Annotated in this window: 28 protein-coding genes; 16 read left to right on the forward strand and 12 right to left on the reverse strand. The window is 61.3% G+C overall.

The annotated features are described in order from the left end of the window. The first annotated feature begins 89 nt into the window (after window positions 1-89). On the forward strand, window positions 90-305 hold the full coding sequence (locus tag MOV63_RS13615) for a ribbon-helix-helix protein, CopG family (protein ID WP_080719124.1): 216 nt from the start codon (window positions 90-92) through the stop codon (window positions 303-305). Continuing rightward, the gene (locus MOV63_RS13620) at window positions 299-676 is read left to right on the forward strand and encodes a type II toxin-antitoxin system VapC family toxin (RefSeq protein WP_247034215.1); all 378 of its coding nucleotides are present in this window, start codon (window positions 299-301) and stop codon (window positions 674-676) included. The genes MOV63_RS13615 and MOV63_RS13620 overlap by 7 nt, the downstream gene beginning before the upstream one ends. Here the strand turns inward: MOV63_RS13620 and betA are convergent, their stop codons facing one another. The 3 genes from betA to betC form a co-directional block, all read right to left on the reverse strand. Continuing rightward, window positions 677-2,329, reverse strand: coding sequence for a choline dehydrogenase (betA, locus tag MOV63_RS13625; RefSeq protein ID WP_247034216.1), 1,653 nt, complete (start codon window positions 2,327-2,329; stop codon window positions 677-679). It abuts the gene before it with no gap. Between the two features lie 246 nt (window positions 2,330-2,575). Further along, window positions 2,576-4,039 carry a betaine-aldehyde dehydrogenase gene (betB, locus tag MOV63_RS13630; protein ID WP_247034217.1) on the reverse strand — a complete coding sequence of 488 codons (1,464 nt, stop codon included), beginning with the start codon at window positions 4,037-4,039 and terminating at the stop codon, window positions 2,576-2,578. Between the two features lies 1 nt (window position 4,040). Next, complete coding sequence (betC, locus tag MOV63_RS13635; RefSeq protein ID WP_247034218.1) at window positions 4,041-5,564, reverse strand: choline-sulfatase; 1,524 nt, start codon at window positions 5,562-5,564, stop codon at window positions 4,041-4,043. A 532-nt stretch (window positions 5,565-6,096) separates the two neighbouring features. On the opposite strand from betC, the gene MOV63_RS13640 reads away from it, so the two are divergent. The 6 genes from MOV63_RS13640 (at window position 6,097) to MOV63_RS13665 (ending at window position 11,132) form a co-directional block, all read left to right on the forward strand. Next, entirely contained in the window at window positions 6,097-6,645 is a 549-nt protein-coding gene (locus MOV63_RS13640; protein ID WP_247034219.1) for an HdeD family acid-resistance protein, read from the forward strand. A gap of 174 nt (window positions 6,646-6,819) precedes the next feature. After that, window positions 6,820-8,625, forward strand: a complete 1,806-nt coding sequence (locus tag MOV63_RS13645; protein WP_247034220.1) for a bifunctional diguanylate cyclase/phosphodiesterase — start codon at window positions 6,820-6,822, stop codon at window positions 8,623-8,625. A gap of 102 nt (window positions 8,626-8,727) precedes the next feature. Continuing rightward, complete coding sequence (locus MOV63_RS13650) at window positions 8,728-9,729, forward strand: NAD(P)H-quinone oxidoreductase (RefSeq protein ID WP_247034222.1); 1,002 nt, start codon at window positions 8,728-8,730, stop codon at window positions 9,727-9,729. Between the two features lie 46 nt (window positions 9,730-9,775). Beyond that, window positions 9,776-10,087: a type II toxin-antitoxin system RelE/ParE family toxin gene (locus tag MOV63_RS13655; protein WP_247034224.1), complete on the forward strand. Its 312-nt coding sequence runs from the start codon at window positions 9,776-9,778 to the stop codon at window positions 10,085-10,087. 13 nt (window positions 10,088-10,100) lie between these two features. Next, window positions 10,101-10,382 carry a helix-turn-helix domain-containing protein gene (locus MOV63_RS13660; RefSeq protein WP_038584608.1) on the forward strand — a complete coding sequence of 94 codons (282 nt, stop codon included), beginning with the start codon at window positions 10,101-10,103 and terminating at the stop codon, window positions 10,380-10,382. 603 nt (window positions 10,383-10,985) lie between these two features. After that, on the forward strand, window positions 10,986-11,132 hold the full coding sequence (locus MOV63_RS13665; RefSeq protein ID WP_007751079.1) for a DUF1127 domain-containing protein: 147 nt from the start codon (window positions 10,986-10,988) through the stop codon (window positions 11,130-11,132). A gap of 73 nt (window positions 11,133-11,205) precedes the next feature. Here the strand turns inward: MOV63_RS13665 and MOV63_RS13670 are convergent, their stop codons facing one another. Beyond that, a complete protein-coding gene (locus tag MOV63_RS13670) occupies window positions 11,206-11,943 on the reverse strand; it encodes a DUF3750 domain-containing protein (protein ID WP_247034225.1) in 738 nt (245 codons plus the stop codon). A 94-nt stretch (window positions 11,944-12,037) separates the two neighbouring features. On the opposite strand from MOV63_RS13670, the gene MOV63_RS13675 reads away from it, so the two are divergent. After that, window positions 12,038-13,045: an asparaginase gene (locus tag MOV63_RS13675; RefSeq protein ID WP_247034226.1), complete on the forward strand. Its 1,008-nt coding sequence runs from the start codon at window positions 12,038-12,040 to the stop codon at window positions 13,043-13,045. A gap of 252 nt (window positions 13,046-13,297) precedes the next feature. On the opposite strand, the gene MOV63_RS13680 is transcribed toward MOV63_RS13675, so the two are convergent. Then, on the reverse strand, window positions 13,298-14,053 hold the full coding sequence (locus tag MOV63_RS13680; protein ID WP_247034227.1) for a DeoR/GlpR family DNA-binding transcription regulator: 756 nt from the start codon (window positions 14,051-14,053) through the stop codon (window positions 13,298-13,300). Between the two features lie 125 nt (window positions 14,054-14,178). Between MOV63_RS13680 and MOV63_RS13685 the strand changes: the two genes are divergently transcribed. After that, window positions 14,179-14,535, forward strand: a complete 357-nt coding sequence (locus tag MOV63_RS13685) for a DUF4406 domain-containing protein (RefSeq protein ID WP_247034228.1) — start codon at window positions 14,179-14,181, stop codon at window positions 14,533-14,535. 81 nt (window positions 14,536-14,616) lie between these two features. Next, window positions 14,617-15,249, forward strand: a complete 633-nt coding sequence (locus MOV63_RS13690) for a glutathione S-transferase family protein (RefSeq protein ID WP_247034229.1) — start codon at window positions 14,617-14,619, stop codon at window positions 15,247-15,249. A 13-nt stretch (window positions 15,250-15,262) separates the two neighbouring features. On the opposite strand, the gene MOV63_RS13695 is transcribed toward MOV63_RS13690, so the two are convergent. Beyond that, window positions 15,263-15,616: an MmcQ/YjbR family DNA-binding protein gene (locus MOV63_RS13695; protein WP_247034230.1), complete on the reverse strand. Its 354-nt coding sequence runs from the start codon at window positions 15,614-15,616 to the stop codon at window positions 15,263-15,265. 36 nt (window positions 15,617-15,652) lie between these two features. Next, window positions 15,653-15,832: a hypothetical protein gene (locus tag MOV63_RS13700; protein ID WP_247034232.1), complete on the reverse strand. Its 180-nt coding sequence runs from the start codon at window positions 15,830-15,832 to the stop codon at window positions 15,653-15,655. Between the two features lie 122 nt (window positions 15,833-15,954). Between MOV63_RS13700 and MOV63_RS13705 the strand changes: the two genes are divergently transcribed. After that, a complete protein-coding gene (locus tag MOV63_RS13705) occupies window positions 15,955-16,851 on the forward strand; it encodes a LysR substrate-binding domain-containing protein (RefSeq protein ID WP_247034234.1) in 897 nt (298 codons plus the stop codon). A gap of 4 nt (window positions 16,852-16,855) precedes the next feature. On the opposite strand, the gene MOV63_RS13710 is transcribed toward MOV63_RS13705, so the two are convergent. Together MOV63_RS13710 and MOV63_RS13715 are read right to left on the reverse strand one after the other, a co-directional pair. After that, window positions 16,856-17,515, reverse strand: coding sequence for a glutathione S-transferase family protein (locus MOV63_RS13710; protein WP_247034236.1), 660 nt, complete (start codon window positions 17,513-17,515; stop codon window positions 16,856-16,858). Between the two features lie 104 nt (window positions 17,516-17,619). Next, complete coding sequence (locus MOV63_RS13715; protein WP_247034238.1) at window positions 17,620-18,999, reverse strand: TIGR03808 family TAT-translocated repetitive protein; 1,380 nt, start codon at window positions 18,997-18,999, stop codon at window positions 17,620-17,622. 226 nt (window positions 19,000-19,225) lie between these two features. Between MOV63_RS13715 and MOV63_RS13720 the strand changes: the two genes are divergently transcribed. Further along, entirely contained in the window at window positions 19,226-20,755 is a 1,530-nt protein-coding gene (locus MOV63_RS13720; protein WP_247034240.1) for a diguanylate cyclase domain-containing protein, read from the forward strand. Between the two features lie 66 nt (window positions 20,756-20,821). On the opposite strand, the gene MOV63_RS13725 is transcribed toward MOV63_RS13720, so the two are convergent. From MOV63_RS13725 to MOV63_RS13735, 3 genes are all read right to left on the reverse strand, one after another. Continuing rightward, a complete protein-coding gene (locus tag MOV63_RS13725; protein ID WP_247034241.1) occupies window positions 20,822-21,172 on the reverse strand; it encodes a hypothetical protein in 351 nt (116 codons plus the stop codon). A 113-nt stretch (window positions 21,173-21,285) separates the two neighbouring features. After that, on the reverse strand, window positions 21,286-21,531 hold the full coding sequence (locus MOV63_RS13730) for a type II toxin-antitoxin system ParD family antitoxin (protein ID WP_247034243.1): 246 nt from the start codon (window positions 21,529-21,531) through the stop codon (window positions 21,286-21,288). A 55-nt stretch (window positions 21,532-21,586) separates the two neighbouring features. Then, on the reverse strand, window positions 21,587-22,138 hold the full coding sequence (locus tag MOV63_RS13735) for a MarR family winged helix-turn-helix transcriptional regulator (RefSeq protein ID WP_247034279.1): 552 nt from the start codon (window positions 22,136-22,138) through the stop codon (window positions 21,587-21,589). Between the two features lie 118 nt (window positions 22,139-22,256). Here MOV63_RS13735 and MOV63_RS13740 point away from each other — a divergent pair, with 118 nt between their 5' ends. From MOV63_RS13740 to MOV63_RS13750, 3 genes are all read left to right on the forward strand, one after another. After that, entirely contained in the window at window positions 22,257-23,789 is a 1,533-nt protein-coding gene (locus MOV63_RS13740; protein WP_247034245.1) for an MDR family MFS transporter, read from the forward strand. A 37-nt stretch (window positions 23,790-23,826) separates the two neighbouring features. Next, on the forward strand, window positions 23,827-24,837 hold the full coding sequence (locus tag MOV63_RS13745) for a ligase-associated DNA damage response exonuclease (protein WP_247034247.1): 1,011 nt from the start codon (window positions 23,827-23,829) through the stop codon (window positions 24,835-24,837). Between the two features lie 223 nt (window positions 24,838-25,060). Then, window positions 25,061-26,686: a cisplatin damage response ATP-dependent DNA ligase gene (locus MOV63_RS13750; RefSeq protein WP_247034248.1), complete on the forward strand. Its 1,626-nt coding sequence runs from the start codon at window positions 25,061-25,063 to the stop codon at window positions 26,684-26,686. Window positions 26,687-26,784 lie beyond the last annotated feature (98 nt).

The raw sequence follows: 26,784 nt of genomic DNA on the forward strand, positions 1-26,784 counted from the left end.
AGCTGGCGGCAGGTGGATCCGGTTCTTGTAGGCTGGTTTCGTCGCATCATTTTTAGTATTATCGATCAATCATGGCTGTGGAGGCTGACTTGCAGACCGTTGTTGAGTTGCCAGAAGCTGAAGTCGAGGCACTGGACCGTCTGGCGCAGAAGGAAAACATATCTCGGTCTGTTCTGATCGAGCGTGCTGTGCGCGATTTTCTGCAAAAAAGTGACAAGCAAAAGAGAGCTGAAGCTTTTGGCCTGTGGGGTGATCGCGCCGTGGACGGCTTGGATTTTCAACGAAAAGTCCGCGGTGAATGGTGAGCGATAGCGCCCTTCTCGATACGAATATTATTGTCGATTATCTGAACTCCGTACCCGAAGGGCGTGAGGAATTTGAACGATACGGAAATCCATGCATCAGCATTGTGACGTGGATGGAGGTGCTCGTCGGCGTGCCTCCACATCTTGCTGCGGCAACCCGAGAATTCCTGAATGCTCTGAATATCATCGCGCTCGACGATGCGGTTGCCGAGCGGGCTGTGGCTCTTCGCCAGAGGCATAAGATGAAGCTACCCGATGCGATCATCTGGGCGAGCGCGGATATTCATTCAATGCTGCTCGTCACAAGGAACACGAAGGACTTTCCTGCAAATCTGCCGGGAATTCGCGTACCTTACGTTCTGCGCCACTGATCACCGATCACTCACCATCGCCCGCGGATTGACCCAGGGTTCCTGATTGCTGCGGGGCAGGGGCGTCCTGCCGAGGATATGATCGGCTGCCTTCTCTCCGGTCATGATCGAGGGGCCGTTGAGATTGCCATAGGTCACATGCGGGAAGATCGACGAGTCCGCGACCCTTAAGCCCTCGATGCCGATCACCCGGCATTCCGGGTCGACCACGGCAAGCGGATCGTCGGCGCGGCCCATGCGGCAGGTGCCGCAAGGGTGATAGGCGCTTTCCAGGTGCTCGCGCAGGAAGGCGTCGATCTGGTCGTCCGTCTCGACCTGTTCGCCCGGCTGGATTTCCGGCCCGCGATACTGGTCGAATGCCTTCTGGGAAAAGATCTCTCGGGTCAGCCGCACGCAATAGCGGAACTTCTCCCAGTCTTCCGCATGGCTCATATAGTTGAAGCGGATCACCGGATCGGTCTTGGGATCGGGCGATCGCAACGTCACGCTTCCGCGCGATTTCGACAGATTATAGCCAACATGCACCTGGAATCCGTGGCTTTTCGCCGCCGCGCGGCCGTCGTAGGAGATTGCTACCGGCAGAAAATGGTATTGGATATCAGGCTGCGTGAGCCCGGCGCTTGAGCGTAGGAAGGCGCAGGCCTCGAACTGGTTGGAGGCGCCGAGGCCGCCCTTCGACAGCAGCCATTGTGCGCCGACCACGCCCTGCCAGAACCAGGGCAGCCAGGAATAGAGCGATACCGGTTTGGTCGAAACCTGCTGGAAATAGAATTCCATATGGTCCTGCAGGTTGGCGCCGACGCCCGGCCGGTCGGCCGTGACTTCTATGCCCATCTCCTTCAGATGGTCCGCCGGCCCGATGCCGGAGAGCATCAGCAGTTTCGGCGAGTTGAAGGAGGAGGCCGAGACGATCACCTCGCGGTTGGCGCGGATCACCTCGCTGATCCCGCGGCGAAAAATCTCGACGCCGACGGCGCGGCCGTTCTCGATGACGATCTTCTGCGCCAGCCCATAGATCAATTCGACATTCTTGCGCTTCAGCGCCGGCCGCAGATAGGCGTTGGCGGCGGACCAGCGCCGGCCGTTATGGATCGTCTGTTCCATCAGCCCGAAACCTTCCTGCTTCGAGCCGTTATAGTCCTGCGTCATCTCGAAACCGGCCTGGGAGCCCGCCTGGATGAAGGCATGGAAGAGCGGATTGGTCACCGGCCCACGCTTTACATGCAGTGGCCCGTCCGTGCCGCGCCAGCCTTCCTCGCCGCCATGGCTATGCTCCATGCGCTTGAAATAGGGCAGCACGTCAGCATAGGCCCAGCCGGTCGCCCCAAGCTCTTCCCAGCGGTTATAGTCTTCGGCGTGCCCCCGGACATAGACAAGCCCGTTGATCGACGACGACCCGCCGATCACCTTCCCGCGCGGTGCGGTGATGCGGCGGTTGTTGAGGTTCGGTTCGGGCTCGGAAAGATAACCCCAGTTGTAGCGCTTCATGCTCATCGGCCAGGCCAGAGCGCCCGGCATCTGGATGAACGGCCCGAAATCGGATCCGCCGGCCTCGATGACGATCACCGAATTTTTGCCGTCCTCCGACAGGCGGTAGGCCATGGCCGAGCCTGCCGAACCGGAACCGATGATGACGAAATCTGCCTGAAGCATGTCAGTATTCTCCAGACATCTTTTTGAGGTCGTGACGTGCCAGCCCCCCTCTGGCCTGCCGGCCATCTCCCCCACGGGTGGGGAGATCACAACTGGCCCGACCTTCCCGCCAAATTGACCACGGGCCGAGTCGCTGCGCCTGTTGTTTGGGGAAGCCTGCGCCCCCAGCCAATCTCCCCACTCGTGGGGGAGATGGCCGGCAGGCCAGAGGGGGGCGGACTTGCGCGACGACAGCCGTGGTGAACATCAATACGGCGCCTCGACCTTGCCCATGCCCACATAGACCGTCTTCAGCTCGGAATAATGCTCCAGCGCCGCCAGCGAATTCTCCCGTCCGAAGCCGGATTGCTTGGAGCCGCCGAAGGGGATCTCCACCGGGCAGAGATTGTAGGTGTTGATCCACAACGTCCCGGCCTCCAACTGATCCGCAACCCGATGTCCACGCGTGAGATCGCTGGTGAACACCCCGCCCGAAAGGCCAAATTCGGTGCCGTTGGCGCGGGCGATCACTTCGGCCTCGTCGTCGAAATCGAGCACGCACATGACAGGCCCGAAAATCTCCTCGCGGGCGATCGTCATCTCGTCGGTGACGTCGGCGAACACAGTCGGCTGCACGTAGTAACCTTCGCCGGTGACGTGGTTGGGAATGCCGCCGCCGGTGATGAGCGTTGCACCCTCAGCCTTGCCCTTTTCGATATAGCTCATCACCTTCTGGCGCTGGTCGAAGGAGACCATCGGGCCGATCTGGGTCGTCTCGTCCATAGGATCGCCGATCACCATGTTTTCCGTGCGTGCCTTGAGGCGCGACAGGAATGTCTCCTTGATGCTCCGCTGCACGAAGACGCGGGTGCCGTTGGAGCAGACCTGGCCGGTCGAATAGAAATTGCCGAGCATCGCTCCGCCGATCGCACTGTCGATATCGGCGTCGTCGAAGACGATCAGCGGCGACTTGCCGCCGAGTTCCATCGTCACATGCTTGAGGCTCCCGGCTGCCGCTGCCGCCACCTTGCGGCCGGTCGGCACCGAGCCGGTCAGCGATACCTTGGCGACATCGCGATGGTTGGTGAGCAGCGGTCCGGTCGTCCGGTCGCCCTGAATGACGTTGTAGAGCCCCTTCGGCAACCCGGCTTCCATGAGAATTTCAGCAATCTTCAGCGCCCCGAGCGGCGTGTTTTCCGAGGGCTTGAACACCATGGCATTGCCGCAGATCAGCGCCGGGGCGCCTTTCCAGCAGGCGATCTGCTGCGGATAGTTCCAGGCACCGATGCCGACGCAGACGCCCAGAGGCACCCGTTTCGTATAAGCAAAGTCCTGCCCCAGCGGAATGTAGCTGCCGTTGAGTCCTGCCGCTGCGATACCCCCGAAAAATTCGAAGCTGTCGGCGCCCGAAGTCGGGTCGGCGACGATGGTTTCCTGGATCGGCTTGCCTGTATCGAGCGTCTCCAGTTCGGAAAGCTCGCGGTTGCGCTCCCGCATGATGTCGGCGGCGCGCTTGAGGATGCGGCCGCGGGCGGTCGGGCTCATCGCCGCCCATTCAGGCTGGGCACGCTTGGCGGCGGCAATCGCCCTCTCGACGATCGACGGCGTCGCCGCATGCAGGCGTGCGATCACCTCTCCGGTCGCCGGATAGAGGCTTTCGATGACGGTGCCGTCGGTATCCTCGACATATTCGCCGTCGATGAAATGGCTGGCGATCGGCTGGGCTTTCATCTCATTCTCCGCGCGGGTAGCGTTTGGACTCTTCGAGATTGTCGAGGTTCATGTGGTTGCGCATGTAGCGCTCCGATGCTTTCTGCAAGGGCTGGTGGTCCCAGGGGTAATAGGCGCCGTTGCGCAGCGCCTCGTAGACCACCCAGCGCCGCGCCTGGCTTTCGCGCACCGCCGCGTCGAAGGCACCCATGTCCCACCGATCCTCCCGCTTGCGCCGGAACAGGGCAACGATCTCGGCAAAGTCCGGATCGTCGGCAAGGTTATTGAGCTCTTTGGGATCGGTTTCCAAATCGAACAATTGGTCCGGATCGAGCAAACAATGGATATATTTCCATTTGCCCTCCCGGATGGCGACGAGCGGCGCATAAGAGCCTTCGGCGGCATATTCCATCAGCACCGGGCTCGTGCGCGGAACACCCTCCATCATCGGCTTCAGGCTCTCGCCGTCCGTCCAGGGCTTGATCTCGTCCATCGAAATGCCGGCGAGGTCGCAGAGCGTCGGCGTCACGTCGAGGTTGGAAACCGGTGCCAGATGCTGGGCAGGGGGCACGCCGGGACCGGCGATCATCAGCGGCACGCGGGCCGAACCTTCGAAGAAGTTCATCTTGAACCACAGCCCGCGCTCGCCGAGCATGTCGCCATGGTCGGAGCAGAACAGGATGATCGTGTCGTCCAGCATCCGTGTCCGCGTCAGCGTGTCGACCAGTTCGCCGACCTTCTCGTCGATATAGGAGATGTTGGCGAAATAGGCTCTTCGCGAGCGGCGGACATTCTCCTCCGTCACGTTGAAATTCTTGTAGTCGCAGGAAAAGATGATCCGCTTCGAATGCGGGTCCTGGTCTTCGAGCGGGATCGGCCCGACGTCCGGCAGTAGGTGCTCGCAATCCTCGTAGAGATCCCAGAACTTCTTCCGCGCCACATAGGGGTCGTGCGGATGGGTGAAGGAGACGGTCAGTGCCCAGGGGCGCCGCTTCGCATCGTCCCGCTCGCGGGCGAGGTGATAGAGCTTCTGGTTGGCGAGAAAGGCGACTTCGTCGTCATATTCCATCTGGTTGGTGATTTCGGCGACGCCCGCGCCGGTCACCGAACCGAGATTATGATACCACCAGTCGATCCGCTCACCCGGCTTGCGATAATCCGGCGTCCAGCCGAAATCGGCCGGATAGATATCGGTCGTCAGCCGGTCCTCGAACCCGTGCAACTGGTCAGGCCCGACGAAATGCATTTTTCCCGACAACGCCGTGTAATAACCGGCGCGGCGCAGGTGATGCGCGAAGGTCGGGATCGACGAGACATATTCGGCGGCATTGTCGTAGACCCGCGTCCGGCTCGGCAGCTGTCCTGCCATGAACGAGGCACGCGCCGGCGCACAGAGCGGCGAGGACGTGTAATTGTTGACAAACCGGGCGCCGCGCGCGGCAAGCGCCTTGAGGTTCGGCGCATGCAGGAACGAAGCCGGCCCATCGGGAAACAGCGTCCCGTTCAGCTGGTCGACCATGACGATGAGGATATTGGGTTTGGTCATGCTGTCCTCAAAAGTCGACGTGGGCGCCCAAGGCGCGGATTGTCACGCATAGCATGCCGCTTGGTGGGGCGTGGATTCTCGGGTCAAGCCCGAGGATGACGGAGCGTATGGGATCGATCGGCGAAATAGGAAACGTTGCAATTCGCTCAGAGGTCTCTTTGGGCATCTGTCGCACTTCCCTCTCCGTAGTCATCCCGGGGCCTCTCCGTCGTCATCTTGGGCCTCTCTGTCGTCATCCTCGGGCTTGACCCGAGGATCCAGCCGCGCGCTCTGCTGCGGATGGGCCGCGATACGTCATCACCTGCAATGCCGCCTTCGGGGAGGGTGCTCGTTACGCTTCGTCTCTTGGCTGTCACCATTTCGATCGTGCCTTAGATTCCCTCAGTGAAATGAGTTATTTTTGATCCTCTCGCCAATCAAGAAGCGATTGCGAACCTTCCTGTCGCAAAAGCGCGCCGTTGACCCGGATCAAGCCTACTCCACATCTTATCCCTTAATGTTCGGGTGAGGTTCTTGCAAAAGGGGGTTGGCCATGACGTTTGGTCTGGATACGCCGTCGGTCGCGACGGTCCGTGATAAGTGGGGCTGGTTTCTGGCCCTCGGCATTCTGTTGCTGATCCTCGGTTTTCTCGCCCTCGCCAATCTCTTGGTGGCGACCGTCGCGTCGGTCTTTTACATTGGCATGATGATGCTGACGGGTGGCATCGCCTATCTCGTCCATGCTTTCCAGGTGAAAGGCTGGGATCATATCCTGTTCTGGGCGGCAAGCGGCATCCTCTATACCATTGCCGGTCTGCTCGCCTTCTGGAATCCGGCGCTGACCGCCGCCATCGTTACCTTCTTCATAGCGATGGCGCTGATCGTCGCGGGCATTTTTCGCCTCTGGATCGGGCTCAAGATGCGGCCGATGCGAGGTTCCGGATGGTTCATTTTCGGCGGCGTCATAACAGGGCTTGCGGGTCTCGTCATCGCCTTCGGCTGGCCGGTCAACAGCCTTTGGATCCTCGGCCTGTTCTTGGCGATCGATCTCACGATACAGGGCTGGGCACTGATTGCGCTGGCGCTTGCGGCCAAGGCCTGAAGCACGTTGAGGTTGCGGTTAAGCCTTTCAAATATTGCATAAAAATGCCTTTTATCGTCACAAAACTTTCATCCAAGCTTCATGTTCGGGAAAGGTATTTTTGACCAATTTCCGGGAACCTGACATTCGTGTTTTAGGCATGTTTTAGGCCATTGCGCAGTGGAGTAATGAGTAATGTCGTCTGCGGCCATCTTGGAACCGGGCGTTTTCCGCCGGTATGCGAGCGATCAGCTTGTCACCCTGGCAAAATTGGTTCTGGAAAATGCCTTCCAGCCGATCGTCGAAGTCGGCACCGGTTCCGTCTTCGGTTATGAATCGCTGCTGCGCGGCCAGGAACGGATCGGTTTCTCCTCACCGCTCGAACTGCTCGATGAGGCCCAGGAGACCAGCCAGCTTCTGGCACTCGAACAGATGATGGCAACCCGGGCGCTGGCGAAATTTGCCAGCCTGCCGGATTTCTCGTCCCAGACGCTGTTCCTCAATCTCGACGTCCGGCTGATCCGCCATGGCAAACATTTCCTCGAAAAGGTCGTGCAGCACCTGCGCAAGGCGAATATCGCCCCGTCCTCCGTCTGCTTCGAGTTCTCCGAGCGTTTCGACAATACCAGCGTGCCGGAATTCGCCGATCTGGTCACTCAGATGCGGAAGGAAGGCTTCAAGCTGGCGATCGACGACTTCGGCGTCGGCCATGGTGAAATGAAACTGCTCTGCGACTATCCGGTCGATTATCTGAAGATCGACCGCCATTTCGTCGCCGGCATCGACAAGAACCCGCGCAAGCGCCACCTCGTCAAGAACATCGTCAGCATCGCCCACGTGCTCGGCATCCGCGTCATTGCCGAGGGCATCGAGACGGAAGCGGAATTTCTCGTCTGCCGCGAATACGGCGTCGATCTCGTCCAGGGCTGGTTCATTGCCCGGCCGACGACCTTCGTGTCCGAACTGCAGCCGTCCTTCCCCTATCTCGCCGATATCGGCCGTACCCGTCGCTCCAGTCAGTCGCTCGACGAAATCCTCATCCGCAAGCAGATCGAACACCTGCCGACCGTCTATGAGAACCAGAGCATCGACAGCGTCTTCGACCTGTTCCGCCGCAATCCGCGCCAGGCCTTTTTCCCGGTGCTGAATGCCAATGGCGAGCCGCGCGGCGTCATCAACGAATACCATCTCAAGGAATATATCTATCAGCCCTTCGGCCGCGATCTCCTGAAGAACAAGGTCTACGAACGCTCGATCTCGCATTTCGTCGACCGCGCCCCGATCGTCGGGCTGGATGCGGAAGCCGAGGAACTGATGACCCTATTTGCCAATATGGAAAACAGCGCCTGCGTCATCCTCACCGAAAACATGCGGTATGCGGGGGTCGTCTCGGCCGCCTCGCTGATCAAGGTCATCAACGAAAAGCAGTTGAAGATCGCCCAGGACCAGAACCCGCTGACCGGCCTGCCGGGCAACCGCGCCATCCGCGATTTCATGCAGGAGACCGGCCGCGACGACGACGAGACCCGCTTCTTCTGTTATTGCGACTTCGACAACTTCAAGCCGTTCAACGATCATTACGGCTTCCAGATGGGCGACCATGCGATCTCGCTGTTTGCCGCCCTGGTGAAGCGTTATTTCTTCTCCGATGGCGACTTCCTCGGTCATGTCGGCGGCGACGACTTCTTCATCGGTGTTTGCGACTGGACCCGTGAGGAACTCAATGAAATCCTCGGGCGCTTGCTCTCCGATTTCCACGACGACGTCGTCCAACTCTATTCCCCGGAAGAGCGTGCTGCCGGCAAGATCCGCGGTCACGACCGCTCCGGCACGGAGCGGGATTTCCCGTTGCTGCGCTGCTCGATCGGCGTGCTTGAACTGCCCCAGGGCCTGTTGCTTGACGATGTCGGCCGCATTGGTGCGGAAATCGCCACCGTCAAGGCGCAGGCCAAGGAAAACGAAGCCGGTCTGTTTTTCGCGAGTTTCGGCGAGACAAAATGACCTAGGCGGCGGAACGCCGCCTTCCTATCAGCCGGGGACTGTCCTAAGTCAGTGCCCGACGCCGGCCGTAAGTCGATGGCTGGTTCTGAGAGGAGTCCTTCCATGCCGCTTCCCACCGAAATGCGTTTCGTCGATCTGCCGTCCTTCGGAGAGCCGGAGGTGATGACCATCGCGAACGGTCCGCTGCCGGCGGTGCGACCGGGCGAAATCCTGGTCAGGGTCGAGGCGGCGGGCATCAACCGTCCCGATGTGCAGCAGCGCAAGGGCGCCTATCCGCCGCCGAAGGATGCAAGCCCGATCCTCGGCCTGGAAATATCCGGCGAAGTGGTAGCGCTTGGCGAGGGCGTTAGCGAATTCAAGCTCGGCGACAAGGTCTGCGGGCTCGCAAACGGTGGCGGTTATGCGGAATATTGCGTCGTGCCGGCGGGCCAGGCGCTGCCCTGGCCGAAGGGTTTTGACGCAGTGAAGGCCGCGGCGCTGCCGGAAACCTTCTTCACCGTTTGGGCCAATCTGTTCCAGATGGCGGGCCTGACCGAAGGCGAAAGCGTGCTCATCCACGGCGGCACCAGCGGCATCGGCACCACTGCCATCCAACTCGCCAAAGCGTTCGGCGCGACGGTCTACGCGACGGCCGGCTCCACGGAAAAATGCGAGGCCTGCGAAAAGCTCGGCGCGGTCAAAGGCATCGACTACAGGACCGAGGACTTTGCCGAGGTCATCAAGGCGGAAACCGGCGGCCGGGGCGTCGATGTCGTGCTCGACATGATCGGCGCGGCCTATCTTGAAAAGAACCTCTCGGTTCTCGCCAAGGACGGCTGCCTGGCGATCATCGCTTTCCTCGGCGGCAACGTCGCTGAAAAGGTCAACCTGTCGCCGATCATGGTCAAGCGCCTGACGGTCACCGGCTCGACCATGCGCCCGCGCACCGCGGACGAAAAACGCGCTATCCGCGACGATCTCCTGGCTGAGGTCTGGCCGCTCCTGGAAGACGGAACGGTCGCGCCGGTCATCCACTCCGTCTTGCCGTTCGCAGAGGTCGTTGAGGCCCACAAACTGATGGAAACCAGCAGCCACATCGGCAAGATCGTGGTGACGCTTGCATAGTCGTCTTGTAGAGCTATACTTGTTTTGATATAAATCGTGGACCGATATGAAGCGGCTGGAATTTCTCGGAGATGCGTTGGATCGCCTGCGGGATTTTCCGGAGGTCGCCCGTAAGGAAATGGGCGTCCAGTTGCACAAAATTCAACTCGGCCTTGAGCCGAGCGACTGGAAGCCGATGACGACGATCGGAGCGGGTGTGCGGGAAATCCGCATCCGCGACGAAGCGGGCGCTTTTCGCATCATCTACGTGACCAGAATAGAAGATGCCGTCTACGTCCTGCATGCGTTTCAAAAGAAGACGCAGCAGACGGCAAAGCGGGATCTGGATATCGCCACCGCGCGTCTGCGGCAGATCTGATTGGATTGGACCTATGGAACGTCAGAGCTTTTCAAATGTCTGGGACGCGCTGGAAAACACCCCGGCGGAAGCGGCCAATATGTCTATGCGTTCCGCTCTGCTGATTGCGATCGAGCAGAAGGTCCGGAACTGGAATGTGACCCAGAAGGATGCTGCGGCTCGCCTCGGCATCACCCAGCCGCGCCTGAACGACTTGCTGCGGGGCAGGATCGCAAATTTCAGTCTGGACGCACTCGTTGAATTGGCTGGGAAAGTTGGGCTTTCCGTCCGGCTGGATATCGCGGACGCAGCCTGATCTCCGATCCCACAAGCTGATGGAAATCGGCAAGATCGTTGTGACGTTGAGCTGAAGGGGAGAATCTGCCTCGATCAAAGCTGGCGAATTCTAGGGGCGGATGGTCGCTTCCGCAACTCAATTAAATTCGCGATCGTTTATATAACGTGGCTTGCAGACTCAGGCTTTGGCCCCTACCTTTTAATCATCGTCAACGTAGTGAAAGGAAGGTGATCCAATGTCTAGTGAGATTTCGGTCTGTGTAACGGGCAATGGAAAGGTGGCGGTCTTGACGGGGCAACCCTCGGCCTGAACCTCATCTTCCTTCGGGGAGCTCACGAAGCGCCCCGGGTTCGTTCAACCGGACCAAACTCATGGAAGGGTCGCCTCGAGCGGCCCTTTTCCATTTTATGGCCCTTCATTCAAAGCCGCTTTACTGGCTGGCGGCTCTTCATTTTTCATTATTTCTAATATGAGAACACCTATGCGCCCCTCGCATAGGTGGCCTGCCAAGTGGGCGCTTTCAGTGCACGTTTGATGAGCTTATATAAGCGTCATCGAAGCAAACGAGAGCGCCAAGGACTGGCGCTCAAGCTTCGAAAATCCCAGGAAAGGGGAACCATCATGAACGTCGCACGCACTCTCAACAATTGGCGCAAGTATCGTCAGACGGTTGCCGAACTGGGCCGTATGACACCGCGCGAACTCAACGATCTCGGCATCGCCCAGGGCGATATCCGCCGGGTTGCGCGTCAGGCCGTCGGCTTCTGATCGCCATCTGACCTCTATTTATGTCGAACGCCCGCATCCGCGGGCGTTTTGCATTTCATGCATAGCTGCCATCTTAAATCCCGATCCGCCCGAGTGCCGGCACCTTGATGCCGGGATTGGCGAAATCGAGGCCTGCGACCAGGCCGAGGAAGTGCACCTCAAACCCGCTGCGCAGGCCGGCCGATAGGCCGATGAGGCCGCGCACGGTCAGATGTATGTCGCGCCAGTCGTCGTCCACGTGGATGAATTCGCCGTCCGGCAGATAGTCGCGCCCAACTGCGTGCGGCGGCAGCACGGCGTCGAGTTCCGGCACGGTCCGCAGCACATGGGCGACGAAGGTGTTGGAGTTCGGTCCCGGCCAGATCGTGTAACCGCCCGGCTTGGCATAGGGGTAGGCGGCGATCGCGCCCTCGATCTTGGGGATCAGCAGTTCCGCCTTCGGGCCGGTCACCGAGGTGACGAGCTGCGGCGTGTTGGAATACCAGTAGGCGTCAGGCGAATAGCCGTTACGGCGGATCGGCGAACCCCAGCCGACCTTGTCGTAACGCGTATAGGTTTTCGCGCCCTTTTCCTTGAAGACGATCCAGGCATGGCTCGCGACCGCGCCCTTCAGGCCTCCCGTCGTCGCCAAGAAGACGTAGATTGCCGCTTCGTTGCTTGTCTCAGGTTTCGGCAGGATGCCCGCCGACGACCAGCGCGCATCGCGCCAGCCCGACGGCCGGTCCCTGATCGCCCACAACCCTGCCGACGCGAAGGTCGGAACCAGGTAAACGATGAAGATGACCAGAAACAACCGCTTAACCGATTTCATACGGCCCCCCATGAAAATCCCGCCGGACTCGTTTAAGAGCCTGTGATATCGCCAGACGATAGGCACATTGAAACCGGCAATTTCAGGACAGACCATGCAAAACCCCGTTACCGTCGAAGTCACTAGAGGCAACCTGGTCGAAAGCCGCCATCGCGGGCTCGGTGCCGTCGTCGATGGTGACGGCAAGGTGCTGTTTTCGTTCGGGGAGGCGGAAGCGCATGTTTTCCCCCGTTCCGCCAGCAAGGCTATGCAGGCGCTGCCGCTCATCGAAAGCGGTGCGGCGGATGCCTATGGCTTCGGCAACAAGGAACTCGCCTTTGCCTGCGCCTCCCATTCCGGCGAGGACGCGCATGTGGCGATGGCCGCCTCGATGCTGAGCAAGGCCGGCCGCGACGACAGCGCGCTCGAATGCGGCGCCCATTGGTCCTCGGAACAGGCGGTGCTGATCCATCAGGCCCGCACCATCGAAGCGCCGACGGCACTTCACAACAACTGCTCCGGCAAACATTCCGGCTTCGTCTGCACCTGCGTCCACACGGGAATGAACCTGGAAGGCTACGTCGATTACGACCATCCGCTGCAGGCCGAAATCCGCGGCACGATGGAAACCTTGACCGGCGCCATCATCGGCCACCAGAATTGCGGCACCGACGGCTGCTCGATCCCGACTTATGCGGTGCCGCTGAAGGGCCTTGCCCACGGTTTTGCAAAAATGGCGACCGGCAACACCCTGTCCGCTGAGCGCGCCAAGGCCTCGCGCCGGTTGATGGATGCCTGCATGGCCGAACCCTTTTATGTCGCCGGCACCAACCGCGCCTGCACCAGGCTGATGGAAGTCGCGCCCGGCAAGATCTTCGCCAAGACCGGCGCCGAAGGCGTCTTCATTGCAGCACTTCCCGACCAGGGCATCGCCATGGCGGTGAAATGCGAGGACGGCACGACGCGCGCCGCCGAAGCCATGATCTTCGCCCTGATCGCCCGCTATTTCGAAAAGGGCGGCGATGTGCATGGCAAGCTGATGGCGATGGCCAACAAGCCGATGAAGAACTGGAACGGCATCCATGTGGGCGATGTCAGGGTGACCGACGCGCTGTTTGCGTGAGGTTGGCGAGACTGCTTCGGTCGGAATACAATCCACCGGACAAGGCTTTGGGGCAGCCGGCTCCCATATACGCCGTCATCCTCGGGCTTGACCCGAGGATCCATCCACGCGAAGTCCTTCGCATGAAAAAAAAGTCCCTTCGCCGCAGACGCGGCGGTGGATCCTCGGGTCAAGCCCGAGGATGACGACCACGAGGATAGGGCGTGCCATAGAGTGGCGAGCAGGCGTCACTTGCGGCGGCAAAGCGCCGCCCTAACTCTCGGCCACATGAACCCCCACCGCCCGATAGGGTGCCAGCCGCTCCTCCTCGATCCCCTCCTGCACGATCATGCCCGACAATCCCGAAACCGGCATGATCACGTGCGGCGAGACCGCATCCAGCTTTTCCGCCGTGACGAGCGTGATCGTCTCCATCGAACATGCTGCGATATGGCGCTTGATCGCCGCCTCCTCGAAATCGCCGGTCGAGAGCCCGCGCACTGGATGGGCGGCGGTGATGCCGAGGAAGAAGATGTCCGGCCGCATCAGCGCGATCTGCGCCATCGCCGCGGCGCCGGTCGCCACCATTGAATGTTTGTAGAGTTTTCCGCCGATCAGGATCACCTCCGCCGTCGGATGATGCTCGAGGTCCGCCGCGATCGTCGGGCTGTGGGTGACGACGGTGAAGCGGAAATCGCGGGGTAGCGCGCGGGCGATTTCCGCCGTCGATGTGCCGCCGTCGAGAAAGATCGTCTGGCCAGGTTTCACCATGTCTGCTGCGGCCTTGCCAAGCCGCTGCTTCACATCCGATGACACCACCCTGCGGGCGGAAAAATCCGGCAGGTCGGGAGAGGCCGGCATCGCCCCGCCATGCACGCGCCGCAGCAGTCCTTCCGCCGCCATCTCCCGAAGATCCCGCCGGATCGTATCCTCAGATAGCGAAAACTCTTCCGCCGCCCGTTTGGCGACGACCTGTCCCTCCTGGCGCAGCATATCGAGGATGAGGCTCTTGCGTTGGCTTGTCAGCATGGTCTTGACTCTGCACGAAATTGCATGAATAAGCGCATTTATGCCTGATATTGCCGCTGATGTAAAGCATTTCAGGCTAATTCGTGCAGTTCCGCGATGGATGCGGACAAGTTGGAGAAGCGAAGATGTTGATCTTGATTGCAGGCCCTTACCGCTCGGGCACCAATGACGACCCTCAGAAGATGGCCGAGAACCTGAAACGGCTCGAAGCGCCGTCCCACGCGCTGTTCGAGGCCGGTCACGTGCCGATGATCGGCGAATGGGTGGCGCTGCCGGTCTGGCACGCGGCCGGCGGAAAGCATGTCGGCGACGATCTCTACGAGGAGATCTTTCACCCGGTCGCCGGACGCCTGCTGCAGCTCTGCGAAGGCGTGTTGCGTCTGCCGGGTGCCTCCAAGGGCGCTGACAACGACGTCAGGATTGCCAATGAGCGCGGCATTCCGGTCTGGCGTCGGCTGGAGGATGTGCCAGGAGTCAGTTGACCGGCGTCAATTGATCGCCGGTTTGAGGCTTTCGGCTTCGAAAAACCGTGTTAGAACATCGCCGCTCAACGGAGGATTTTCATGTATACGCTGTTCTTTTCGCCCAATGCCTGTTCGCTGGCCAGCCATATCGCGCTTGCCGAATCCGGTCTTCCCTACGAGATCAAGTGGGTGAAATTCGCCGACAAGGAACAGCAGTCGGAAGCTTTTCTGAAGATCAATCCGAAAGGCCGTGTTCCGGCACTCGCGACCGATCGGGGCGTCATCACCGAGTCCGTTGCGATCCTCGCCTTCATCGCCCAGGCGGCACCCGATGCGAAGCTTGCGCCGCTCGACGACCCGTTCCTGTTCGGCAAGATGCAGGCGTTCAACGCCTATATAGCCTCGACGGTGCATGTCGCCTATGCTCATTGGCGCCGCGGTTATCGCTGGGCGGACAACCAGTCCTCCTTCGACGACATGGTCGCCAAGGCGCCAAAGGTCTTTCATGACTGCTTTCAGGTGATCGAGGACTCGTTGCTCGAAGGCCCCTATGTGCTCGGCGAAACCTATTCGGTCGCCGACCCCTATCTCTACCTGATGACCGACTGGCTCGCCAACATGAAGCTCGAACGTGCGGACTTCCCGAAGGTCAATGCGCATTACGAGCGGATGAGACAGCGTCCGGCCGTTCAGCGTGCCCTGGCCGAGCAGGCTGCCGCGACCGCGGCCTGATCCCTCTAGTGTGCTAACCCCGGTAGGTGGCGGCAAGCTTTTTCGGCGCCCGAAAGCGCCATGCCGCCACCAGCCGTACTTTGAGTTCCTCGTCGCCGATCTCCTCGATCCTGACCGGCAGCGACGGCCAGCCGCGATAATGGTCGCTCTGGAAATAGATCTCCGGCGCCATCTCGATCAGCCGCTCCTTTTCGTCGACCGGAATGGCGAGCACGATGGTCTCGTTATTCTTGATCGAGACGAAAGCCTTGCCGCCCACCTTCAATGACGGTGTGCCGTAATGGGTCGATTGCTCGACCTCGGGCAGCCCTGCTTGGGCCGCGAGCAGTTTCAGCCGCTCGAATATCGAATTTTTGACGTCAGGCATATGATCCACCCTTTCGGGACGCGGATCATAAGGCCGTCAGGCGCATTTCGCGAGAGGCGCTTTGTTGCGGTTCGTCTCAGCGTGAAGCGGGCGCGGGAAGGGCAGGTCGGCAAGCTGCCGCAGGTCCATCGCGCGGATGTCGGGATGACGGAACGGGTCGTTCGACTGCAGGTCCGTCAATGTTTCGGGCGTTTCCAACCAGGTTTTCAGGTTCAAGAAAATCTTCAGCGGTCCCATGACCGTCACCTCGCAAATTGTTACCATTTGCAAAGGCAATATCGGCTCTGTTGCTCCCATTTTCAATTGAGTTCTTGAGAAGAAGATTATAGAAAATCTATATGGGCAATCTCAACCTCGTGCATCTCAACGGCTTGCGGGCGCTGGAGGCGGTCGGCCGCCTCGGCTCGCTGCAGGCGGCGGCGGACGAGCTCGGCGTGTCAGTCGGCGCCGTCAGTCAGCAAGTCATCAAGGCGGAAGCCCAGCTCGGCCAGCCGGTCTTTCAGCGCCTGCCGAAGGGCATGATGCCGGCCGACTCGGCGCGGCCGATGCTGGCGCGGCTGACCGAAGGATTTCATGCGCTGTCTGAAGCGGTGGTGATCGGCCGCCAGCAGGACGATGCGCTGCTGACCATTTCCGTCGCACCGGTGTTTGCGGCGCGCTTCCTCGTCCACCGGCTCGACCGGTTCTCAAGCCTGCATCCGGAAATTCGGCTGCGGATCGATGCGACGACCAGGCTTGCCGATCTCGGCGTCGACGATATCGATCTCGGCATCCGCGTCGGGCCGGGCACCTGGCCGGGCGTCGATGCCGAACTGCTGATCGAGCAGACGGTGTTTCCGGTCTGCTCGCCGGCGCTTGCAGAAAAACTGAACGAGCCGAAGGACATCCTGAAACTGCCGGCGATCATTGACGGTCCCTCGATGTTTTCCTGGGAGATCTGGCTGAACGAGGCGGGATTGTCCGGCGCCGGCATGGCGACCCGCCACGTCTTCAACGACGCCTCGCTCTGCCTCGACGCAACGATCGCGGGCCAGGGCGTGATGCTCGCCTGGCATACGCTCGCCACCTACGCGCTGGAACAGGGGCGGCTGATCGAGCCGTTTTCGATCCGGGCGCATACCGGCATGGGGCATTATCTCGTCACCCGCGCCGGCGCACGATTGCCGGCGAAGGTGAAGGCTTTCCGGGATTGGCTGAAGACGGAACTGCCGCCGCTCTCGGAGAGCCGGAAATAAAGCGTTACGCCGGTTCGGCGGTCCGCTTGTCCCACATTGCCTTGAAGCCCGGGCGGGCCTGGGCGGCCTCGATCCAGGCTTTCAATGCCGGGCGGCTGTCGAACAGCGGCGCGTACCCTTGAGCATAACGCACGACTTCCGCGACGTTGATGTCGGCAACGGTGAAGCGGCCGCCGACCATGTGGCTAGTCCTGGAAAGGTGCTTTTCGAGCACGTCGAACGGACGCTTCAGGGTGCGGGCGGCAACCTCGATATCGGCCTTGCCCTCTTCCGTTTCTGCCCGGCCGCCGGCGATCGTGGCGGAGATCTTCAGGGCAGGGGTCTCGACGCTGGTTGCGCCGAACAGCGACCACTGCACCATCTGGCCTTCTTCTGCGATATCCTTCGGGCCGAGCTCGCCGCCGTATTTGCGGGCGAGATAGAGCGTGATGGCGAGCGATTCGTGCAGCACGAAACCGTCGTCATCCATCGACGGGATCGAGCCCATCGGGTTGATCGCCAGGAATTCCGGCGACAGCGTGTTGATCGGCGCGCCAGCCGCCATCGGTTCGGGCAGGCGGTAGCCCTGGATGATCGGTACCTGTTCGAAAGGAATACCCAGTTCTTCGACGAGCCAGAGCGGGCGCGTGGCGCGCGAGCGATAAACGCCATAGATTTTCAGCATTAAAGTCCCTCCAGAAAATGCGAGCGCAAGCTACGGGCAGCGCGGGCAAAACGGAAGACCAATCCGCGTTGGACGATGATGAAAGTTTTCGATGAATCAAGCGGTCAAGCGACCCGGTTGTTCTCGATCGTCAGATGCTTGAACCCTTGGGCCTGCCCGTCGCCGCGCACCAGCTCGGCCGTGGACGGCGCCTTCCAGCGATAGCCGATCACCGCCCCGTCCTTCACCGCCTCGAACAGGTTGCCGGCAATCAGCGCGCTGCCGGCCCCTTCGACCACGGTGACCGCACAGCCAACCGTCGCCTGCCGGACGATATTGTTGCTGGCGAGCACGTTGCGCAGATAGGGCCCGAAACCGAGCGCCAAGCCCCAGAGCGGCACGTTCTCGATGACATTGCCGGTCACCGCGGTATCCGCCTCCACGCTGATGCCGACCCCGAAGATCGCTCCGTCCATCACATAGGGGCCGGTGGGCTTCAGGTTGCGGACGATATTGTTGGCGACGGTCGCAAGCCTTCCGCCTTCGTTGAAATTGACGACCGATATGCCGTTCGCGGCTCCGTCGACGATATTGCCTGAGACCATCGCACCCTCGAAGGCAAATTCCACGTAGATCGCCGTCTCGCCGGAGGCAAGGCAGGTATTGTTGGCGATCTGGGCATTCGAGGCGCTGTTGGCGCGGATCGCCGAAAAGGCCGATTGCGAGATTTGGTTGCCGGTCACCATCACGTTGTCGGCCCGGAACAGGTTGATCGCGTTCCCATACTGGCCGGTGCCGCCGTTGGTGGCGCCGATCCGGGAGATACGATTGCCGGAAACGATCGTGCCGTCGGCGCCCTTGGTCCACCGATAGATCAGGATGCCGCCATTGCCGCAGTCGGAGACCGTATTGCCGGTGACCGAAAGTCCGCTGCTCTCGACCGCATAGAGGCCATATTCGGCGGCTCCGGAAATCCGGCTCCGCTCGATCCGCCCGCCACAGCGCTCGAATTGCACGGCGGTCTTGCGGGCACCGATGATCTCGCAATTGTCGATGACGATCTCACCGATGCCACGCATATGGACGAGCGCCGGGCTCTGGTCGTCGAGCCGGCGGTTCGCTCCGTCGATGACGATGTTGGAAAGCTCGATGCGGCGCACCCCGTCGGCCGTAAGCATCCGTCGGTCACCGGAATAGACGAGCCGCGACGCGCCCGGTACGCCGGTGATGCGCGTACCTTCGGGCAGGTCGAGATTGGACACCGGGTAGTTTCCGGGCGGCAGGAAGACCGGCATGTTCTGGCGCGCCGCCTTGGCGATAATCTCTGCGAGTTTGCGGTTCTGCTTGTCTCCACCGTCAGGGGTGACGCCATGCGCACCGGCATCGATCGAGCCGCGCAGATCGACCGACGGAAAGCCTTGTGGGGCGGAGAAAACGCGGGGAGGCAAGGTTCCGGCAGCCGCCGCACCCGCGATCATCGTCAACGCCGCCCGTCTCGAAATCATCCAGCGCCTCCTCCTGGCGTCAATAAAGCATTTTCTATGCCAGTCCTTTATATTGTTATTACGCTAAAAGTCTTGGACAGCTCAGTAAAAAGACTTCTGCCCAAGCTTCAATCATGGCAATTTCACGATGATTTTAAGCAACGATAAGGAATTCTCCGTCATGCTATAGGGCAATTGGCGCGAGTTCCCGCGTATTTTCTGTTGAAAATGAAAAGGAGGCACTCGGATGGCGGGACCCATGTCGCATAGCATGCCCTTGACGTTTGCCCCCGATCCGCTCGACGAGCTCTGCAGCCGTCTCCTGCGCGTTTCCACCGACAGCGATATCGACCTCGACGTTGCCCTGGTCACGCTCGAACTGGAAACCCGTACCCTTCTCGATCAGCTCCCGGACTTCATTTACGTAAAGGACCGTCGCGGCCGCTTCGTCTTTGCCAATGCCGCAGCCGGCCGCAGCAGCAAGCTGCATGAAGGCAACGACCTGATCGGCAAGACGGATTTCGACATTCTCGATCCTGAAACCGCGCGCGAATTGTTTCTTGTCGAACAGGAGATCATGTCGACCGGCGTGGCGATCGACGGTCGCGAGGAGCGCGTCAAGCTGGGCGACGGCCGTGTGCTCTGGCTTACTACCTCCAAAATGCCGCTGCGTGATGTTCACGGCCAGATCGTCGGCCTGGTTGGCATTTCCCGCAACATTACCGAGCGCAAGCGCCAGGACGACCGCCGGCACGGCCATGCGCGTCTTCTCGAGATGATCGCTCGCGGCCAGCCTTTGACGGCGGTTCTAGATGCGCTGGTCAAGACGGTGGAGGATGAGCTGGACGACGTCACGGCCTCGGTCCTGTTTCTCGAAGAAGGTACGGACCGGCTGCGTCACGGCTCGGCGTCCAGCCTTCCGCCGGCCTATGTGAAACTGATCGATGGCATCGAGATCGGCCCGAAGGTCGGCTCCTGCGGCACCGCCGCCTGGCGACGCGAACCTGTCTTCGTCAAGGACGTGCTGACCGATCCGCTCTGGGACAATTATCGCGAACTGGCGCTGAGATTCGGCTTTCGCTCCTGCTGGTCGACGCCGATCATGGGCGCTGACGGGCGGGTGCTTGGCACGTTCGGGCTCTATTCCGATGCGCCGCGCGAACCGACCGAGCTCGAACTCGAGCTGACCGCGATGGCGACTGATATTGCCGGCATCGCCATCGAGCGCGCCCGCTCGGAGGAGCGCATCCACCACATGGCCCATCACGATCCGCTGACCGGCCTGCCGAACCGGACGCTGTTCTGGGCGCAGTTCAGCCGCGCCCTGCATGAGGCCCGCCGCGAGAAACGCAAGGTCACGGTCGCCTATCTCGACCTCGACAATTTCAAGCAGATCAACGATACGCTGGGTCACGCGGCCGGCGACGAGGTGTTGAAAACGCTGTCGTGGCGCATGGTCAACTGCGTCCGCGTCACCGATCTTCTGGTTCGCCTTGGCGGCGACGAGTTCGCGATCGTCTTCAGCAATGTCAGTCACGACGAACTCGGATTGATGCGCCGACTTCAGGAATTGCGAACCGCGATCTCGAAGCCGATCGTCATCGACGACCAGAGCGTCACCGCCACCTGCAGCATGGGCGTCGCCTTCTTCCCGCAGGATGGCGATACGCCGGAAGAACTGCTCGCCCGCGCCGACCGCGCCATGTACGAAGCCAAGGATCTGGGCCGAGACCGCCTGCGGGTCTCGCATGTGCCGGGCGACGGCCTCGGCATTTAGAACGTAAGCCCAAAAACGGCCCCGTGTCGGACATTCAAGAGTGCGGCTCTGATCTTCCAGGAGTGGCTATAGCAAGAACCCTGTAACCCATTCTGCGCTGTAGAATCCTGCGGCAAGAATAATCGCGATGGCAAACAGTCCGGTCCAAATACCCGGCATAGCGAAGGGCGACAAAATAGCCATTGCGGCGATACCACCCCAGACCAACAATGATCCCAGGTAGATTTCCTTGTTCGCATAGACCCAGGAAAGGTCACCCTCCGCTCCCCAAGGATAGCACCCCTGCGTATTATCGGGGTTTGGCCAGCATGCAGACGCCTTCGAGGCTACGAAGTAGTCGACGATGAGCATCAGGAGGAAAGCACAAAGAAATGCTTGGACGATCATTTCGATGAGGCTGGGCTTGCGGAACGTCATACTTGCCTCGCAAAGCCACGTCCCGTGGCTGGGTTGCCGTTTTCTCGCGTAATATAGGCTTGGATCTGTGCGAAATCTAAGCGAGCGCTGCAGAGATGGCGAAGCTGGCGCAATCAAAAGCCTTCCTTGGCAAGCTTTTCGAATTCGGCTTCCAGAAAAACATCGAGTTCCTCCTCGCTGACGTCTCCGCCGGCCTCGATTGACCGCCGCAGGGTTTCCCTCAGTGCCGAAAGCTTCGCCTCGCGCTCCTGCACCAGTCGCAGGCCTTCGCGCACCACGTCGCTGGCCGAACCGTAGCGCCCGTCCTGCACAGCTTCCTCGATGAATTTTTCCCAGCGGGGACCAATCGAAACATTCATGCGCGTGCCTCCAGTTTCTACCCAAAATTATACTGGAGTAAAACTTATGCGCAATCTACGCCATTGGCGGAGACGCTTCGGAGAGCGCGTCGTCCGGGGATTTTTCCGGCGTCACGAACACCTCCTCGTAGCTCGACACGAATTTTTCGAACAGCAGCGAGAACGTGTGAAGTTCGTCCTCCGGCCAGTCCTCCAGGACGCGTGCCAGCAGGGAGCGTTTGACGGAACGGATCTCGGCCAGCAGGCCGTCGCCCAGTTCGGTGCGCACGACCAGCGAACGGCGGCCGTCCGCCTGGGAGGCGTCGCGGCGCAGGATGCCGCGGGCGACGAGATCGGCCACCAGCCGGCTGCCGCGCGAGGGGTCGATACGCATCGCCTCGGCAATCGCGCCCACCGTCACCTCGCCTTCGATGCGGCGCATCACGTCCAGCACGTCTAGATGCGAGATTTCCAGGCCTGGCGCGATATTGGCGATTGCGGTGCGGCCGATGATCCGCCGGCCGATCAGAATTCGCATCCGCCCGAGCATTTCGCTCACGCGGGCCACGTCCTCGGGGGAGGGTGAGGCGGCAGCGGATTTCCGGTTCAAAAGGCTCTTGCTCGTCATGTTGCCGAACATATCAAAGCCGATGAGGCTTTCCAACCGGTCTTTGCCCTGCGCATCAAAGTGCCGTTGACAATTATATGCTGAAGGCACATAAATTTCTGACACTTTGGATTGACCCATGGATATGACCCGTCCGGCCCATGTGCCGCTCGTCGCCAACCACCGCCAGCGGTTGGTGATCTTCTGCTTTTTGCTGACGGCGCTGTTCATGGCGACGCTGGACAACCAGATCGTCTCGACGGCGCTGCCGACGATTGTCGGCGAGTTCGGCGAACTGGAGCGTTTCGGCTGGATCGGTTCGGCCTATCTCCTCGCCAGCAGCACGTCGATGCCGATCTACGGCAAGCTCGGCGATCTGTTCGGCCGCAAATACGTGATGCTGGCGGCGATCGTCATCTTCACCGTCGGTTCGCTCACCTGCGGGCTTGCCTGGTCGATGGATTCGCTGATCGCCTCACGCGTGCTGCAGGGGTTCGGCGGCGGCGGCATCATGGTGTCGATCTTCTCGATCAATGCCGACCTGTTCGAGCCGCGCGAGCGGGCGAAATACCAGAGCTATTCGAGCCTGGTGATCATGGCCTCCGGCAGCCTCGGCCCTCTGCTCGGCGGCACGATGAGCGAACTGTTCGGCTGGCGGTCGATCTTCCTGATCAACCTGCCGATCGGCATCATAGCCGTCACCGGCATTTCGCTTCTGCTTCCCTATCGCCGCCCGATCCGCAAGCCGAAGATCGATTATCTCGGCGCGGTCCTGCTGGCGGGAACCGTCGCGAGCGTCGTCGTCTGGGCCGACAGCGTCACGCTGTTCGGTTCGCTGGTCGCCTGGCAGTCGATGGTGGTCGTGGCGGCGGGCGCGCTCTGCGCCGTGCTGTGGGTCTTCGTCGAAGGGAAGGTGCCGGAGCCGATCGTGCCGCTGAAACTGTTCCGCGATTCGACCTTTTCCCTGTTCCTGATCGTCTCCTTCTGTACCGGCGCGGTGGCGATCGGCATGGCCAATTATTTCGCGCTCTTCCTGCAGACGACCACCGGTCTGTCGCCGACGACCGCAAGCCTCTGTTTTGTCGCCACGACCCTCGGCATCGTCATCGGCTCTCTGTCGACGGGCCGGCTGATCTCGATCACCGGCCGCTATAAGCCGTTCACGCTGATCGGCCTGTCGCTGAATATCGTTGCCCTCCTCATCTTCTCGCAGCTTCCGGTCGGAACCCCGATCTATGTCATCCTCGGCTTCATGCTGATGCAGGGCCTGGCGATCGGCTTCGGCCAGCAGGCGCCGGTCATCGGCGTACAGAATTCAGCCCCCCGCGAGGATGTCGGCGCTGCCACCGGCGCGGTGACGCTGATGCGCATGGCCGGCGCCTCGATCGCCATCTCGGTCTATGGCGCGATCGTCGCCGCCGGCATCCGGGGTGTCGGCACCAGCATTCCGGGCGTCGAGGATATCGGCTCGCTGACGCCGCTGATGATGCTCGCATTGCCCGAACCGTCGCAGATCGCGGTCCACACGCTTTATACGGAGGCCTTCATGCCGGTGTTCATGGCCGGCAGCGCCATGGCGCTGATCGGCCTCATCGCCGCCCTGATGCTGAAACCGGTCCGCCTGCCGCAGGCGGTGATCGCCGATAAGAAGCCGGCCACCGCCTCGGAGTGATCTGGCGTCCGACCGTTTTTGCCCTATCTTCAAGGGCATGAAACCAGAGGCGCTGCTTCATCCCACCCCGGCCGGGCTGTTCTGCCCGATCGGCCGTTTCCATGTCGATCCGGTCCGTCCCGTCGAGCGGGCACTGATCACCCACGGCCATTCCGACCACGCCCGCGCCGGCCACGCCAAGGTTCTGGCGACGCGCCAGACGCTCGACATCATGCGGCTTCGTTACGGCGAGGATTTCTGCGGCGAGGAGCAGGCGGCCGCCTTCGGTGAGGAGATCGATGTCGAAGGCGTGCGGGTGAGTTTTCACCCCGCCGGCCATGTGCTCGGTTCTGCCCAGATCGCCATCGAGAGGCAAGGTCTGCGCATCGTTGTTTCGGGCGACTACAAGCGCGGCGTCGATCCCACCTGCGCACCTTTCGTGCCGGTCGCCTGCGACGTCTTCATCACCGAGGCGACCTTCGGCCTGCCGGTCTTTCACCACCCGGATCCGAAAGACGAGATCGACAAGCTGCTGACCTCGCTGAAACAGTTTCCCGAACGCAGCCATCTCGTCGGCGCCTATGCGCTCGGCAAGGCGCAGCGGGTCATCCGGCTGATCCGCGATTGCGGGTATCACGAGCCGATCTTCATCCATGGCGCGCTCGCAAGACTCTGCGATTATTATGTCGGCCAGGGCATCGACCTCGGCGATATAAGGCCTGCGACCGTCGAGAAGAGCAGCCCCGACGCCTTCAAGGGCGCGGTCATCGTCGGCCCGCCCTCGGCCTTTCAGGATCGCTGGGCGCGCCGCTTCAACGAACCGCTGATCGCCTTTGCCTCCGGCTGGATGATGGTGCGCCAGCGCGCCAAACAGGGCGGCGTCGAACTGCCGCTGGTCATCTCCGATCACTGCGACTGGCCGGAACTGCTGTCGACCATCGAGGAGATCGACCCATCTGAAGTCTGGGTGACACACGGCCGCGAGGAGGCGCTGGTGCGCTGGTGCGAGCTGAAGAACATCCCCGCCCGGCCGCTGCATTTGGTGGGCTATGAGGATGAGGGGGATTGATGGGGATGGACTTTTCCGCTCGTGCCGCCGACACCCCCCTCTGCCCTGCCGGGCATCTCCCCCTCAAGGGGGGAGATCGGCAAGACGCGCCTGCGTCGCCCAGTCTTCGACGTTTGCTGGTGGCTAAACATTGCCGCGATTCGATCTCCCCCCTTGAGGGGGAGATGCCTGGCAAGGCAGAGGGGGGTAAGCTACACGCCGCGCCCTCAAAGAGGGGGCAAAAGTGAAACCCTTCGCCACCCTCCTCGACCGCCTCGTCCTCACCCCGTCCCGCAACGGCAAGCTCACCCTTCTCGCCGACTATTTTCGCGATACGCCCGATCCCGACCGCGGTTACGGCCTCGCCGCACTTGCAGGCGGCCTGGATCTGAAAAGCGTCAAGCCGGCCATGCTGCGCGATCTCGTGTTGGAACGAATGGATCCGGTCCTCTTCCAGTATTCCTACGATTATGTCGGCGATCTCGCCGAGACCATCTCGCTGGTCTGGGACGGCACCCGCAAGGACGAAATCGACGACGAGCACCAGCCGCGCCTCGGCGAGGTCGTCACCAGAATGAACTCGCTCGGCCGCACCGAGGTGCGCCCCGCCGTCCGCGACCTGCTCGACAAGCTCGATACGTCGAGCCGCTTCGCCTTCCTGAAGCTCGTCACCGGTGCGCTACGCATCGGCGTTTCCGCCCGCCTCGCCAAGCAGGCGCTGTCGGATATGAGCGGAAAAGACGTCACGGAAATCGAAACCCTCTGGCACGGGCTGACCCCGCCTTATGAACCGCTGTTCGCCTGGCTGGAGGGCAGGGCTGACAAACCGGTTCTGGCGACGCCGGCGATCTTCCATTCGGTCATGCTCGCCAATCCGGTCGAGACGGGCGATCTCGAAAAGCTGGACCCCGCCGATTACGCCGCCGAGTGGAAATGGGACGGCATTCGGGTGCAGATGTCGAGCTACGGCGGCACGAAGAAGCTCTATTCCCGCTCCGGCGACGACATCACCGGCGCCTTTCCGGATGTCGTCGGGTCGATCAATTTCGAGGGCGTCATCGACGGCGAACTGCTGGTCGGCGGTACCGCCCGCTCCAACAGTCCGACGCGCACCTTCTCCGATCTGCAGCAGCGGCTGAACCGCAAGACGGTGACAGCCAAGATGCTCGACGACTACCCCGCCTTCGTGCGTGCCTACGACCTGCTGTTCGAAAGCGACCTCGATATCCGCGCCGAGACATTTTTCGAACGTCGCAGGCGGCTCGCCGACGTGATCGAACGGGCGCCGCACGACCGTTTCGATCTTTCCGAACTCGTGCCGTTCACCACCTGGGACGAACTCGACCGCATCCGCGTCGCGCCGCCTGATCCGGTCATCGAAGGGGTGATGATCAAGCGCAAGGACAGCCCTTATCAGGCCGGCCGCCTCAAGGGGCCATGGTTCAAGTGGAAGCGCGACCCCTACAATATCGACGCGGTGATGCTTTATGCCCAGCGCGGTCACGGCAAGCGGTCGAGCTATTATTCCGACTTCACCTTCGGCGTCTGGGCCGAGACGCCGGATGGCGAGGCGCTGGTGCCGGTCGGCAAGGCCTATTTCGGCTTTACCGATGCGGAGCTCGAAGTGCTCGACAAGTTCGTGCGCGACAACACGGTCGACCGCTTCGGGCCGGTGCGGGCGGTGCGCGCGGACCCGGATTTCGGCTTCGTGCTGGAAGTCGCCTTTGAGGGCATCAACCGCTCGACCCGCCACAAGTCGGGCGTCGCCATGCGCTTTCCACGCATCGCCCGCCTGCGCCAGGACAAGCTGCCGCGCGACGCCGACCGGCTGTCGACGCTGACGGCAATGGTGGACGCCAAGGCGAATTAGGCGGTGCCGTTCCCGAATCGTTGAATGGACAGCGCCTTTGGCGAGTGATGAAATCAGAATCGCGCGCAACGGAAGAAATGGATTCCGCAGACATGGCA

This window comes from Neorhizobium sp. SHOUNA12A (genome assembly GCF_023006505.1).
Taxonomy (GTDB): domain Bacteria; phylum Pseudomonadota; class Alphaproteobacteria; order Rhizobiales; family Rhizobiaceae; genus Neorhizobium.

Bases quoted from the DNA above. Each gene is read 5' to 3' on its own strand.
- betB (WP_247034217.1), bottom strand. From the start codon at position 4,039: ATGAAAGCCCAGCCGATCGCCAGCCATTTCATCGACGGCGAATATGTC.
- MOV63_RS13740 (WP_247034245.1), top strand. From the start codon at position 22,257: ATGGATATGACCCGTCCGGCCCATGTGCCGCTCGTCGCCAACCACCGC.
- MOV63_RS13725 (WP_247034241.1), bottom strand. From the start codon at position 21,172: ATGACGTTCCGCAAGCCCAGCCTCATCGAAATGATCGTCCAAGCATTT.
- MOV63_RS13745 (WP_247034247.1), top strand. From the start codon at position 23,827: ATGAAACCAGAGGCGCTGCTTCATCCCACCCCGGCCGGGCTGTTCTGC.
- MOV63_RS13645 (WP_247034220.1), top strand. From the start codon at position 6,820: ATGTCGTCTGCGGCCATCTTGGAACCGGGCGTTTTCCGCCGGTATGCG.
- MOV63_RS13735 (WP_247034279.1), bottom strand. From the start codon at position 22,138: ATGACGAGCAAGAGCCTTTTGAACCGGAAATCCGCTGCCGCCTCACCC.
- MOV63_RS13665 (WP_007751079.1), top strand. From the start codon at position 10,986: ATGAACGTCGCACGCACTCTCAACAATTGGCGCAAGTATCGTCAGACG.
- MOV63_RS13720 (WP_247034240.1), top strand. From the start codon at position 19,226: ATGGCGGGACCCATGTCGCATAGCATGCCCTTGACGTTTGCCCCCGAT.
- MOV63_RS13695 (WP_247034230.1), bottom strand. From the start codon at position 15,616: ATGCCTGACGTCAAAAATTCGATATTCGAGCGGCTGAAACTGCTCGCG.
- MOV63_RS13620 (WP_247034215.1), top strand. From the start codon at position 299: ATGGTGAGCGATAGCGCCCTTCTCGATACGAATATTATTGTCGATTAT.
- MOV63_RS13690 (WP_247034229.1), top strand. From the start codon at position 14,617: ATGTATACGCTGTTCTTTTCGCCCAATGCCTGTTCGCTGGCCAGCCAT.
- betC (WP_247034218.1), bottom strand. From the start codon at position 5,564: ATGACCAAACCCAATATCCTCATCGTCATGGTCGACCAGCTGAACGGG.
- MOV63_RS13680 (WP_247034227.1), bottom strand. From the start codon at position 14,053: ATGCTGACAAGCCAACGCAAGAGCCTCATCCTCGATATGCTGCGCCAG.
- MOV63_RS13685 (WP_247034228.1), top strand. From the start codon at position 14,179: ATGTTGATCTTGATTGCAGGCCCTTACCGCTCGGGCACCAATGACGAC.
- MOV63_RS13715 (WP_247034238.1), bottom strand. From the start codon at position 18,999: ATGATTTCGAGACGGGCGGCGTTGACGATGATCGCGGGTGCGGCGGCT.
- betA (WP_247034216.1), bottom strand. From the start codon at position 2,329: ATGCTTCAGGCAGATTTCGTCATCATCGGTTCCGGTTCGGCAGGCTCG.
- MOV63_RS13675 (WP_247034226.1), top strand. From the start codon at position 12,038: ATGCAAAACCCCGTTACCGTCGAAGTCACTAGAGGCAACCTGGTCGAA.
- MOV63_RS13655 (WP_247034224.1), top strand. From the start codon at position 9,776: ATGAAGCGGCTGGAATTTCTCGGAGATGCGTTGGATCGCCTGCGGGAT.
- MOV63_RS13670 (WP_247034225.1), bottom strand. From the start codon at position 11,943: ATGAAATCGGTTAAGCGGTTGTTTCTGGTCATCTTCATCGTTTACCTG.
- MOV63_RS13730 (WP_247034243.1), bottom strand. From the start codon at position 21,531: ATGAATGTTTCGATTGGTCCCCGCTGGGAAAAATTCATCGAGGAAGCT.
- MOV63_RS13650 (WP_247034222.1), top strand. From the start codon at position 8,728: ATGCCGCTTCCCACCGAAATGCGTTTCGTCGATCTGCCGTCCTTCGGA.
- MOV63_RS13705 (WP_247034234.1), top strand. From the start codon at position 15,955: ATGGGCAATCTCAACCTCGTGCATCTCAACGGCTTGCGGGCGCTGGAG.
- MOV63_RS13640 (WP_247034219.1), top strand. From the start codon at position 6,097: ATGACGTTTGGTCTGGATACGCCGTCGGTCGCGACGGTCCGTGATAAG.
- MOV63_RS13710 (WP_247034236.1), bottom strand. From the start codon at position 17,515: ATGCTGAAAATCTATGGCGTTTATCGCTCGCGCGCCACGCGCCCGCTC.
- MOV63_RS13660 (WP_038584608.1), top strand. From the start codon at position 10,101: ATGGAACGTCAGAGCTTTTCAAATGTCTGGGACGCGCTGGAAAACACC.